Annotated in this window: 8 protein-coding genes and 2 tRNA genes; 1 reads left to right on the forward strand and 9 read right to left on the reverse strand. The window is 38.3% G+C overall.

The genetic code is table 11. From position 1 onward, the window contains the following. Window positions 1-2: 2 nt before the first annotated feature. From P767_RS0107215 to P767_RS16275, 4 genes are all read right to left on the reverse strand, one after another. Window positions 3-1511, reverse strand: coding sequence for a RagB/SusD family nutrient uptake outer membrane protein (locus tag P767_RS0107215; RefSeq protein WP_026751331.1), 1509 nt, complete (start codon window positions 1509-1511; stop codon window positions 3-5). 22 nt (window positions 1512-1533) lie between these two features. Further along, window positions 1534-4896 carry a TonB-dependent receptor gene (locus P767_RS0107220; RefSeq protein WP_084799855.1) on the reverse strand — a complete coding sequence of 1121 codons (3363 nt, stop codon included), beginning with the start codon at window positions 4894-4896 and terminating at the stop codon, window positions 1534-1536. Between the two features lie 99 nt (window positions 4897-4995). Further along, window positions 4996-6141, reverse strand: coding sequence for a FecR family protein (locus P767_RS0107225; RefSeq protein ID WP_026763966.1), 1146 nt, complete (start codon window positions 6139-6141; stop codon window positions 4996-4998). A 64-nt stretch (window positions 6142-6205) separates the two neighbouring features. Continuing rightward, entirely contained in the window at window positions 6206-6769 is a 564-nt protein-coding gene (locus tag P767_RS16275) for an RNA polymerase sigma-70 factor (RefSeq protein ID WP_245586855.1), read from the reverse strand. Window positions 6770-6946: 177 nt separating this feature from the next. Here P767_RS16275 and P767_RS0107235 point away from each other — a divergent pair, with 177 nt between their 5' ends. Next, window positions 6947-8212, forward strand: coding sequence for an acetyl-CoA hydrolase/transferase family protein (locus P767_RS0107235; RefSeq protein WP_026763967.1), 1266 nt, complete (start codon window positions 6947-6949; stop codon window positions 8210-8212). On the opposite strand, the gene P767_RS16280 is transcribed toward P767_RS0107235, so the two are convergent. The 5 genes from P767_RS16280 to dnaA all read right to left on the reverse strand — a co-directional run bounded on the left by P767_RS16280 (window position 8209) and on the right by dnaA (window position 12901). Beyond that, a complete protein-coding gene (locus P767_RS16280; protein WP_172637523.1) occupies window positions 8209-9732 on the reverse strand; it encodes a M1 family metallopeptidase in 1524 nt (507 codons plus the stop codon). The two genes, P767_RS0107235 and P767_RS16280, sit on opposite strands and share 4 nt — an antisense overlap. A 16-nt stretch (window positions 9733-9748) precedes the next feature. Further along, a complete protein-coding gene (locus tag P767_RS16285; protein WP_201767579.1) occupies window positions 9749-10534 on the reverse strand; it encodes an alpha/beta fold hydrolase in 786 nt (261 codons plus the stop codon). Between the two features lie 610 nt (window positions 10535-11144). After that, window positions 11145-11218, reverse strand: a tRNA-Pro gene (locus P767_RS0107250). Window positions 11219-11290: 72 nt separating this feature from the next. After that, a tRNA-Ser gene (locus tag P767_RS0107255) sits at window positions 11291-11379 on the reverse strand. A gap of 91 nt (window positions 11380-11470) precedes the next feature. Next, window positions 11471-12901 carry a chromosomal replication initiator protein DnaA gene (dnaA, locus tag P767_RS0107260; RefSeq protein WP_026763968.1) on the reverse strand — a complete coding sequence of 477 codons (1431 nt, stop codon included), beginning with the start codon at window positions 12899-12901 and terminating at the stop codon, window positions 11471-11473. Window position 12902: the final 1 nt, after the last annotated feature.

Consider the following 12902-nt stretch of genomic DNA (forward strand, 5'->3'; position numbering starts at 1 on the left):
AATTACCATTCTGGATTTTGTACCAGCAAACCACCTGATTTATCTATTGCAGGCTGAGGAATTGGATAGAACCTACATTTATTGGTATAGCCCAAAGGTCCAAGAACAGTAAGTGCATCACCCCATCTTACAAGATCAAAAAATCTCTCACCTTCAACACCAAACTCAACTCTTCTCTCTTGTTTAATAATATTACGCATTGCCAATTGTGTGGTAAAACTGATATCCGTCAACCCTGCTCTGTTTCTAACTGCATTAACTAAAGGAGCAGATTGTGCACCATTACCCATTTCATTCATACATTCTGCTGCCATAAGCAATACATCCGCATAACGAAATACCCGCTTATTGATCCAGCTAGGATTATCGGACTGACCAGTAGATGCTCTGTAGGCAGGATCTGCATAAATCTTTTTATTCCAGTATTTTCTTGGTAAAGGACCAGCAGGCACATCAAAAGTAGAGCCGGGAAGTACTCTCCCATAACCACCCGTTGATGGATCATCAGACTGACCAGAGAATAAAATGGTAGATCCTTTTCTAACATCTCCAGCTTCATAAGCACCTACTAAATTATCGGTAGGCGTATTCCATCCCCAGCCTAAATTCCATCCGCTTGCATTGGAACCACGAACACCCTGTGTAGTAGCATACTGACATCCATTATTAATAGACCCATTTGGACTTACATATGCCTGAATTTCAAATATAGACTCACTACTATTTTCTCCGGCATCCTTGAATATACCATAGTAACTGCTATATAAAGAATAAACGCCAGAAGAAATAACCTGTTGAGACAAACTCAATGCCTGAGACCAGTTTCCTCTGAACAAATGTGCTTTTGCATGCAGCGTTTTTGCCGCACCACTGGTAAGTCTGCCCGGATATTGATTACCCCAAACAGTTGGTAGATTAGCAGCTGCATAAGTAAGGTCAGCATCTATCAGTGCATAAATAGCAGAAGCCGGTGATTTAGCAATATTGGCCTGAGAAGCAGTATAAACGCGGAAATCAATTTTAGGAACGTCTCCGAAACTTCTAACCAAATCAAAATAAGCGAACGCTCTGAAAAATCTTGCTTCTGCAATATTATTAGCAGAGGCTGGATCAGTCAATTTAAGTGAATCAGCAGTTTGAATGGCAGTATTTGCCAGATTAATTAGTGCATAATGATCATCCCAGTAGGTATTGGTAGCCCAAAGATCTTTTACATACTGGTATCTGTCAAAAGGAGCAACCCATTCAGCTCCATCAGAAGGATCTGATCCTTTTTCAGAATCGTCCGATCTGAAATCGTGCATAGCCAACCATGGAATGGTGGTAAAACCTGCACTGTTACGTAAGTTACTGTACAATCCATAAACCTGTCCTTCCAAACCACCTTGATTCAAATCATCAAGGGTTGCAGTTAGCGGTTTACGATCAAGAAATTTACTGCAACCTGCAAGCACCAATAACATTGATGATATAGTTAGCAGGGAGAATAATATTTTAATATGCTTTTTCATAAATTATAATAATTTAAAAGACTTAGAATGTTACATTAATTCCAAAAGTGGTAGTCAACGGAATGGCACCGCCGGCATTGTCTACGCCAAATGAAATGGCGCTTCCACCAAATTCAGGTGTATAACCAGAATTTCTTTTCCAGGTATTAAAGTTTTGAACATTCACAAATGCTCTTAATGATTTTATTTTAGCTCTGTTCAGGAATGAAGAAACTACGTTGTATCCAAGCTGGATATTTCTGATTCTGAAATAGCTACCATCTTCAATATTGTAAGTAGATGCTTCATAATTAACTCTGTGGTCCTGAGCCAAAATAGGATCCCAGTTGGAAGTACCCTCACCATGCCATCTGTTCATCTTAAACGCAGCATAATTCACTCGTTGGAAAGGTGATTCTGTACCACCCCAGTTTCTGAAAATTTCATTACCATAAACACCTCCCAAATCAATACCGAAATCCAGATTCTTATACTTTACAGAAATGCTACCTCCATAGGCAAAGTCAGGAGTTGGATTCCCAATCATGGTTCTGTCAGCTGTATTTATTTTACCATCACCGTTAATATCTTTGTATTTTAAGTCGCCGGGACCATAAGAGAACTCAGTATTAACCGGAGAAGCCAGCTTATCAGCATAAGATTGATAAATGCCTTCTACTATATAACCATAGAAATAACCAATTGGCAATCCTACTGTTGTTCTGTTTACGCCATTTACAATAGAGAACTCCTTGGTAGCAAGTGATTCAACCTTATTCTTATAAGTAGTGAAATTACCATTTACAGTGATAGAAAGGTCTTTGTTGATATCCTTAGTATAGCTTGCAGACAATTCAATACCGCTGTTTCTGATACTACCGATATTATCCAATCCATTAGACACACCCTGACTACCAGGAATAAATGTCATTAAATCTTTAGTAAGTTTATTGAAGTAATTAATTTCAACGTGTAACTTATTCTTTAAGGCATTGAATTCTACACCCACTTCTTTAGCGTGTACAGTTTCCCATTTCAAATTTGGATTAGGCAAATAGGATTGTGAGAATGCGTTGTAAACCAGGTTGCCAAAAACTGCAGCATTACCTGCAACTAAGCCTGGATAAAAAGGATAATCATACCCATAGGTATTCTGGTTACCCAAAACCCCGATTGAGGCTTTTAATTTTACATAGTCAAAAACATTCTGATTCTTGAAGAAATTTTCTCTACTAATTTCCCATGCACCCCCAATAGCCCAGAAATTCTGCCAGCGGTTGTTTGGTGAAATCTGAGAAGAACCATCTCTTCTGATTGATGCATTCAGGTAATATTTACCCTGATAATTATACAACACTCTTAACAAAGCAGAAGCAGTTGTTCTTTCTCGCTGGTCAGAATTGGAAATCTTGGTAGTTGGATCCGTAAATCCATTATTTATGAACCAAAAACGATTATCATCCGGTATTGCAGCACCAGTAGCACTTTGTCTGGCAGCCGCTGACCTGTTGAAATTACCGTAGTAATAAGTAGTCCATCCAGCCATTGCAGTTAAACTATGATCTCCGAAACTCCTTCTGTAATTAAGAATAAAATCTTGCTGGAATTTCTTATAAGACTGATCCGATTCAGAAATAGTTGTAGTACGGCTATACAAAAATGGCCTCTTAATTGCAGCGTCGTAAGCATTGTACATAGGTGTATACTGACGAGTATTTACATTACTGATATCAGCATAAAAACTTGCTCTGAAAGTAAAATCTCTCAAGAAGTTCACTTCTCCAAAAACACTACCCACTGTTCTGTATTCAACACTCTTGGTTTTGTCCCATTCATTTTCAAGTTGAATTAAAGGATTCACAACACCTGAGTTCTGAATAGAAGGTAATTCGTAATACAAATTCTGAACAGTACTATCTAACCCGTATGGGTTCTTCGCTTTTACAGCAATAGTTCCATCACTAACCAAAGGAATTACTTTTCTTGCCTGATCCAGAATATAAGTTGCATTATAAGGATTAACCTGTCTGGTAGCATTAAAGTTTACTCCAAGCTTAATGGCTTTATTCAATTTAACCTCATCATTAAAAGAAAGTTGAAATCTTTCCAGTTTTTCATGCTTGATTAATCCTTCGTCACCTGTATAACCAATTCCAAAATTGAACTTATTCTTTTCAGTACTAGAAGCTAAGCTCAGATTACTACTACTGAATGTCCCTGTGCGCGTAACTGCATCAATCCAATCTGTATTGGCAGTCCAGTTACTGTAATCGAAAGGAGAAGTAACACCAATATTTGCTTTTTCTTCTTCGTACAGGGTTTTAAACTGCTCACCGCTAACTAATGCAATTTTATTTACCAGTTTTTTAAACCCATAAGTAGAATTGAAATTAATCACTACCTGACCTGCTTTCGCTCTTTTAGTTGTGATTGCAATAACCCCTGCTGCACCTCTTACCCCGAAAATAGCAAGAGATGAAGGGTCTTTTAAAATTTCAATTGACTCAATATCATTCGGGTTGATATAATCAATATTGTCATTGAACACTCCATCCACAACATATAAAGGTCGAACAGATCCGATACTGATAGTACCTCTGATTCTGATATCTGGAGCTGCACCAGGAGTACCATTATTTACAACGGACAAACCTGCTACTTTACCTTGCAAAGAAGCAACGGGATTGGTGTTAGGTTTATCAGCAACTTCCTTTCCTGAAATTTTCACAATAGAACCAGTTAAATCTCTTTTGCTGGCAGATCCATAACCAATTACAACCACTTCGTCCATTTTCTTAACAGCAAGTGACAGTTGCACATCAATGATAGCTTTTCCTGCAACTTTCACTTCGGTTGTTTCATAACCAATACTACTGATAACCAGGGTAGCATTTTTATCAACAGTAATTTTAAAATTACCATTGTTGTCTGCAAATGTTCCATTATTGGTTCCTTTTTCCAAAATAGAAGCACCCGATAAGGTTTCTTTGTTATCCCCTACAATTTTACCGGTAATAGCAATTTTATCATTTTCAACTTCATTGGTCGAAATAATGGCAAATAAATTTCCTCCCAGTTGTTTGTATGTCAGGTTGGTTCCTGCAAACAAATCGTTAAGAGACTGTCCAATGGTCCAGTTAATAGCGTTAAAGTTTACTTTATTCTTAAGGTCCTTTAAGTCAGAATTATACAAAAATCGAAAATACCCTTCATTTTCAATTTGCTTTAAGACCTTTTTGATCTCTGTTTTGTTTGTTTTTACACTGACTTTTTGTCCTAGAGAGGTAGTTGCACTTACCTGCATAATTGATACCAAGGTAATTACAATGGCAAGCTTCATAATGAGCAAGGTTTTGAGAAGCGTCCTGCGCCACTTTTTGTGGCCAAGAACTACACTTTTTTGCATAATTTTGATTTTGGTTATAAAAGAATGCAACGCCTATGGATTTTATCCATAAGATTGCTGTGCTTTTAGCGGGAAATGCTGCAACATTTCCCGTTTTTATTATTTTTTACTGATAGTTATAATATTGTTTTTGATTTCATAATTAAAAGGGATTAATAATTGAAGGTCACGCAAAGCCTCATCAATTGTTTCGTCTACAAATGATCCGCTTAGTCGAATATTTTCAATGTCTTCGTTAGCCAGATTAATTTGAACATTATACCAACGTTCAAGTTTTTTCACAATGTCTTTTACCTTTTCTTCTTCAAAAAGTATTTTGTTATACACCCATGATGTTTCATGTATACTGGAATCAGCTAATGTTTTAGAGATAGGAACTACCTGCACATTAAAAGAGGTTTCCCGAATTTCTTTTATCTCTGCTCCCGCTATCACCTCTTTCTTCGCATTAACAGTGCTCTCCTTATTGAAAATAATTTTTTCATGAGGCTTCAACATTAACTTAGGAGCATCTTTTTGATTTCTGTTGATCACTTCAATGGAGCCCTGAATCAGTGTAGCTTCAATGGTTTCATCCACTGAATATGCTTTCACATTAAAAACAGTTCCCAATACATGAATATCTATGTCTGAAGTATGTACAATAAAGGGTCTGGAGGGATTATGAACGACGTCAAAGTAAGCCTCGCCATCCAACATCACCTCTCTGTATTTTCCATTTAAATTTTCATCATAAGTCAACTTGCTTCCTGAATTAATCCAAACCTGGGTTCCATCAGGTAATACAATTTTTGACTTAGACCCCTTACTAACAATCACTTCATTCTGAGGCTTGCTTTTAGCAAGGGCAGGAAGCTCTGATTTGCTGAAAAGAGTATTGAAAAGAAAGAATGCACCAATACTTACTGCAGCAATTGAAAAGGCTACCTTGATCCACCTGGCAATTTTTGTTTGCTTAGTATCAATATGAATAAAATCATTGGCAATCTCATCATCTACCATATCAAAATCCTGAACCTGTGCTTTAAGTCTGTTCACATGATTGAGGTAATGGTCTTCCTGATTTTGCTTATTGGAGCTAGAAGTTTTAGGTGTATTGGATGCGAAAAAATCGGTTAGTCTGTCATGAGAAGCCAGAAAATCTTGATTTGAACTTATATAATCCTGCAATTGCTTCAATTCCTCCTCAGAAGCTTCGCCGAAAATCTTTTTCGTAAGCAGAATCCAAAATCGTTCTTCTTTCATGGCAAGTATATGGTCAGAATAAGGACAAGCCAAAAGCAGAAATACCCCTAAAAGGGATAAAAAATTATTTTTTGGCTAAAATAGAGTGGATCTCAGGGAATTCATGTTTAAACTCCAAACATTGACGAATTCTTCGTAGCGCAATTGCCATTTGAGACTCAACGGTTTTAACAGATACATCCAGCAGCTCGGAAACTTCCTGGTATTTTAATCCGTCTTCCTTTATTAGTTTAAAGATGATTTTGCATTTTGGAGGTAAGGCATTCACTGCATCCATAATTTTTTGAGTCAGCTCAGCAGAGATGGCCAATTCCTCCGGATTAAAAAATACACTTTCCAGTTGCATTGAAAAATCATCTATTTGAAGCGATGCCTTCCGCTTATTTATTTTCAAGCGGTTCAAAGCAAAGTTTTTCGTTCCAATCAGCAGATAAAGCCTGGGGTTTTCTAACCTCTTTAAATTTTTTCTTTTCATCCATAAATTAATAAAAAGATCAGAAACCACTTCTTCTGTATCTTCAGAAGACTTAAGTATGGCAAAAGCAAACCCATAAAGGCTTTCATGCAATGACACAAACAGCGCCTTATAAGACTTTTCGCAATCTCTTGCAGAGATGGCTTCAAGCAATTCATTAATTTCTACATTGGACAGCACGAAAGCAATTGAGTAATGAAGCTACAAATTAAATAATAATATTGAGAAAAATTTAACAGTCAAATATGAGTTTTATCATGTAAAAACGGTAATTAAGACTTTATTAATCTTTTAATTTTGCCATTCGCAATCAAATCATAAAATAGTCTCATGTACATTTCTGCTTCAGAAGCCATTCAAAAAATCAATTCCGACCAAAAAGTATTCCTGCACGGAAGTGCAGCTACTCCAATTAGGTTAATCAATGAACTGATTGCACAAAAAGACCGATTGTTTAATGTAGAATTAATAAGTATAACCCAACAGGGAGTAGACTTGAATGACCCTTCGCTGAAAGGGCATTTTTACATGAATTCGCTTTTTGTTTCTGAAAGCAACCGAAAAGCCATCAGCATGGGCATGGGTGATTATACGCCTGTTTTCCTAAGTGAAATTCCATTGTTGTTCAACAGAAATATTTTACAAGTAGATGTAGCAATAGTAACAGTGTCCCCACCTGACAAACACGGCTACTGTTCACTAGGCACTTCAGTAGATATTGTAAAATCTGCTTTACGCTCAGCTAAAACAGTAATTGCACAGGTAAATCCAAATATGCCAAGGGTGCACGGGGATGGATTTATTCCTTTCTCAAAAATAGATTTTGCAGTATGGACAGATGATCCTCTTCCAGAAGTTAGCTATGCAAAAGGGTTGACAGATGTACATGAAAAAATAGGAAAGATCGTAGCTGAATTAGTAGAAGACGAGGCAACCCTTCAGTTGGGTATCGGAAGTATTCCAGATGCAGTTTTAAAAAATTTAACCAATCATAAAAACCTAGGACTGCATACTGAAATGTTTTCCGACGGTGCCATACCGCTAATTCAGAATGGTACCATTAACAATAGCAGAAAGAAAATTGTAAAAGGATATTGTGTTACTTCCTTTATGTTGGGAACCAAAGCACTCTATGACTTTGCCGATGACAATCCAATTATTAAGGCACTCGATATAGATTATGTAAACGACCCAAGGGTTTTAAGTCTGAATAAGAAAGTAACTGCCATCAACAGTGCCATTGAAGTAGACCTAACCGGTCAAGTATGTTCAGATTCAATAGGCATGTATCAGTATTCGGGAATTGGAGGACAGATGGATTTTATTAGAGGCGCTGCTTTATCAGAGGGAGGAAAACCAATCATTGCCCTTCCTTCAGTTACCAATAAAGGCATTTCCAGAATTGTTCCCTATTTAAAACAGGGAGCTGGCGTTGTTACCACCAGGGGGCATATTCATTGGGTTGTTACTGAATTCGGTGCTATAAATTTATTCGGGATGAATATGGCACAAAGAGCCAAAGCACTAATCAGCATTGCACATCCGGATCATCGGGAAGAACTGGAACGGGCAACAGTAGAGAGATTCAAGTGTTAGTCAACCCGCTCTGCCTTTAGATAAAAATTAGAATCAACTTCAAATTGGTCATCTTTTTTGAACCCGTTAAATACCGAGGTTTTCCATGAAACAGCAGGGTAAATCCATTCCCGTCCTGATAAATTGGTTTTAACTGGCATTGTAAAATCAGTATTGCAATTGATAAACCTGTATCGAATCTGATTCCCTTTGATTGCATATTGAAGTACAGGAACTTCTGTAGTTCTTAAATATTGATCAAAAAATGGTTTCAGTTGCAACCGGGTTTCCCGGATAAAATAATTCTCGATAGCATTGGAGGAAGTTACCTGATGATAAAACTGCTTGTTCAGCTTTTTTAATATTGTTATAAAGCGGGCATCATCAGACAACATAGTTTTTATCATATGCAATACGGCCCATCCCTTTACATAGTTATCCTGACCACCATCTTCATTAATCCCATAGCGACCAATTATCGGTTTGTCATTTTCAATTGTCCTGAACCTTCCCTGCATGAAGGCATTTCCCGCTTCTGCACCCCAATAATGGGCAATGACCAATTCTTCCGCAAGACCTACAAAACCTTCCTGAATCCATCTGTCAGCAATATCGCTGGCTGTAATGCTATTACCAAACCATTCATGGGCAGTTTCATGAACCAGAATGCGATCCGTTTTTTTTCCCCATCCTGTATTGGATATATCCCCTCCTTTCAGATTGGTACCCTTACGGTACGAGCTTCCATACGCAATGGCACTCTGATGTTCCATGCCTATATATGGTGCATCAACCATTTTAAATCCATCCTGATAAAAAGGATACGGACCAAAACTATGTTCCAACGCAACAAGTGTACTATCGGTCTGGGGCATCAAATGTTCAATTGCCTTTTGGCGATTGTAATCCAGCACCCAGAAATCCGTACTTAATTCTCCCTTTATACCTTTAAACTTTCCAGACAATTGAACATACTTACCAATATAAAAAGAAATGCCATAATGATTGATTGGACTCTTTACCTGCCAACGGTACAAGGTTTTACCTACAGCCATTTTTTGCTCCAGCATTAATCTCCCATTACTTACCGCCATTAAACTATCCGGAACAATTACAGATACTGTTGCTCCATTTTCAGGTTCATCCGCTAAATGATTCTTACAGGGAAACCAGAGACTGGCACCTTTGTATTGACAGGCAACTGAAATCCAAGGTCTGCCAAGTGAATCACTAGACCAGACCATACCGCCATCCCAGGGAGCATGAAGAGATTCAACAGGTTTACCTGAATAATAAATACTGATTTGCTTTTTTGAAACCTGCTTTTGTTTGTTTACCTGCAGATACCAGAAATCACCAACTTGTCTAAATGGAACTTTTTTCCCATCCTGTATTACACTGTCAATTCCCAATGGAAATACCAAATCAATCTGCATCTCCGATATGAGCTTATTATGGGCAATACCATAAGTTATTGTATTAACTCCATTAAGTCGTTTATTTACCCAATCTGGTTGAACAGTTAAATCGTAGTGCAGCAAATTCCACCAGGCTCTTTCAGGCGTGATAGAACCTATTAAGGAATCTTTTTTTTACAATATCCTGTAACAGATTAACAAATGGAACAGGAGCAGACCATTGGGGATTATGATCGGCTTCCAACACAGACACCGGCCATTTGTATTTTCTTGCCTTATCTGCCTGGGTAGAAAAATCGTCTTTGGTTGGATCTTTTCCTTTGTCTACGGTAAGGATATAATGGGTAGGTATTGTCATTCGCTTTGGATTCTTCAGACTGATTTTATCTGTGAATGTTTTAACAGAATGGGGTACATCTTTAGGAGGCGCCTGATCAGGCCTAACCCATTTGGGAACCAGAAATCCATTTTCAATCAAGGGCTTCATGGCTTCCGGTGTTTTGCCCTGTGCAAAAACGCTTTCTCCATCCTCTGGAACAAATGCATCCAGGTAAATCATCTGGGTTATTCTTTCGGGTACACTATCTGCCACACCCGTTATTACCATCCCACCATAACTATGTCCTACCAGCACAATATTTTTCAAGTCTTCAAAAAGAATCATGTTGACTACATCTTTGATATGTGTGTACAAACCTACTTCAGGAGTGGCCAGGTGAACCCGCTCTCCCTGACCCGTTAAGGATGGGCGATAAACAAGCGCACCTTTGGCAGTAAGCAGAGAATCAACCTTTTTAAAAGCCCAGCTTCCACCCCAGGCGCCATGTACAATAACATAAGTGGGATTAGAGGAAGATTGTGCATAGCAAGGTTGCAACCAAAATGCTGAAAAAATGAGGAGTAATAACCAAAATATCTTTTTCATAAAAAACATGCTGAACTAAAGATAAAAATTACAAGCCAATAAATCACTTTTCTTGATTTTTTACAATAAATCAGCGTTTCATTGTTACTGTAAATACAAACGCTCAATTCCTAATAAAGTATCCGCAAAAAGATCATACTCCGAAAATAGGAGAATGCTTATCTGGAAACTGGACTAAAACCATTCACATAGTTAAATGAAGGAAACTGTTCATTGAGGTATTTATAAATAATCATAAAAAGATAAATGATTTACTATGTGAAGTAATCATTCAGGAAGTAAATGAACATAATCAAATCATTAACCCTACCTATATTCCATTTACTATTGGAACGGATACAGAAAAATCAAAATGGACAAGATTTGAAATACCGGCGATATTAGATTAGCTCACTCCGTTCGCTGATCCCATAGGATTCACATCGTTTCACTCTGTGCCCAAAGGATTAGCTCACTCCGTTCGCTGTTCCTTTGGGGGGGTGTACTAAACAAATAAAACCCTTCAGCGCTTCGCGCTGTGGGGTTTTTTACGCTCGTATTTATGAGCGTAAACGCTCAACATACTCGCATAAAAAACCCCTCGACTTCGTCGAAGGGTTATGTTGTTTCGTCGGGAAGACAGGATTCGAACCTGCGACCCCCTGGTCCCAAACCAGGTGCGCTACCGGCCTGCGCTACTTCCCGTGAACCTTTCCTGATTTCCGCCGGAGGAAATCATTCTTTTCGTTTGCTCGCAGATTATATTTAAATAATCTGCGGTGAGGGCGGGATTCGAACCCGCGGTACAGTTTAACCCGTACGGCAGTTTAGCAAACTACTGATTTCAGCCACTCATCCACCTCACCGTCCTTACTCCTTTCGGAGAGGGATGCAAAAGTAAGTTTCCTGAGGATAACTGCCAAAAATTGAGGCAAAAAATCCAAAAATAAAAATGAACTACATAGCCGCCAGCTGCACCTTCTGAGTTAGTTCCATTACATTCTCTCTGAAAATAGAGTCAGTATCCATCAGATCTTTTACGGTCTGACAGGAATGGATAACGGTGGTATGGTCTCTGCCTCCAAAATGCTCTCCAATGGTTTTTAAAGAGTTTTTGGTGAAAGCTTTGGCCAGGTACATGGTTATCTGTCGGGCCTGAACAATTTCGCGTTTACGTGTCTTATGTAACAAACGGTCGTAGGGTACATCAAAGTACTCACAAACCATTTTCTGAATAGCGTCAATGGTAATTTCCTTGCTGCTGGTCTTAACAAAATTGCGCAACACTTTCTTAGCCAGTTCTACATCAATTTCCTTCTTATTTAAAGAAGACTGAGCCAGTAAAGAAATTAAAGCTCCTTCCAGTTCACGAACGTTGGTGTTGATATTGTACGCCACGTACTTAATTACTTCTTTCGGCATATCCAAACCATCGTTCTTCATTTTCTTCTCCAGAATCTCAATACGGGTTTCGTAATCCGGCACCTGCAAGTCGGCACTTAAACCCCATCTGAAACGGCTTAGCAAACGTTCCTGCATGCCATCCAGATCCTTAGGTGCTTTATCAGAAGTTAGCACCAATTGCTTTCCGCTCTGGTGCAAATGGTTGAAGATGGCAAAAAATGCATCCTGACTTTTTTCAGCACGGCTGAAGAATTGAACATCATCAATAATCAACACATCAATCAACTGATAAAAATGAATAAAGTCATTAATGGCGTTGTTACGACTATGATCAACAAACTGATTAATGAATTTTTCACTGCTAACATATAAAACCACCTTGGAAGGGTGTAATCTTTTCACTTCATTTCCAATGGCCTGGGCAAGGTGGGTTTTACCCAATCCAACGCCACCATAAATCACCAAAGGATTAAAAGAGTTGGCACCGGGCTTTTCCGCAACCGTTTTACCGGCTCTGCGTGCAACGCGGTTACAATCCCCCTCTATAAAAGAATCAAAAATATATCCCTGGTTCAGCTGTGGATCAATCTGCATTTTTTTCAACCCCGGAATCACAAAAGGATTCTTTACAGGATTATCAATCACCAGTGGAAAGTTCATTTCATTGTTATTGATAGACTTTGGACCTCTGGCAGGTAAATCAACTGAACCACGGCTATTGGTATTGCCGCTGTCTACCATGATGCGGTATTCTAATCTTGCGTCTTTTCCTAATTCACGTTTTAAAGTTTTTGCAAGCAACGTAACATAATGCTCTTCCAGGTATTCGTAGAAGAATTGAGATGGAACCTGGATTAGTAATACATTTCCTTTCAACTCTACCGGAGTAATTGGCTCAAACCATGTTTTGTAATGTTGCCATTCAACAATGTCTTTGATAATTTTTAAACAATTGATCCAAACATTTTCAGCGTTCTTAGCCATA

The organism is Sediminibacterium salmoneum NBRC 103935 (genome assembly GCF_000511175.1).
Classification (GTDB): Bacteria; Bacteroidota; Bacteroidia; order Chitinophagales; family Chitinophagaceae; genus Sediminibacterium; species Sediminibacterium salmoneum.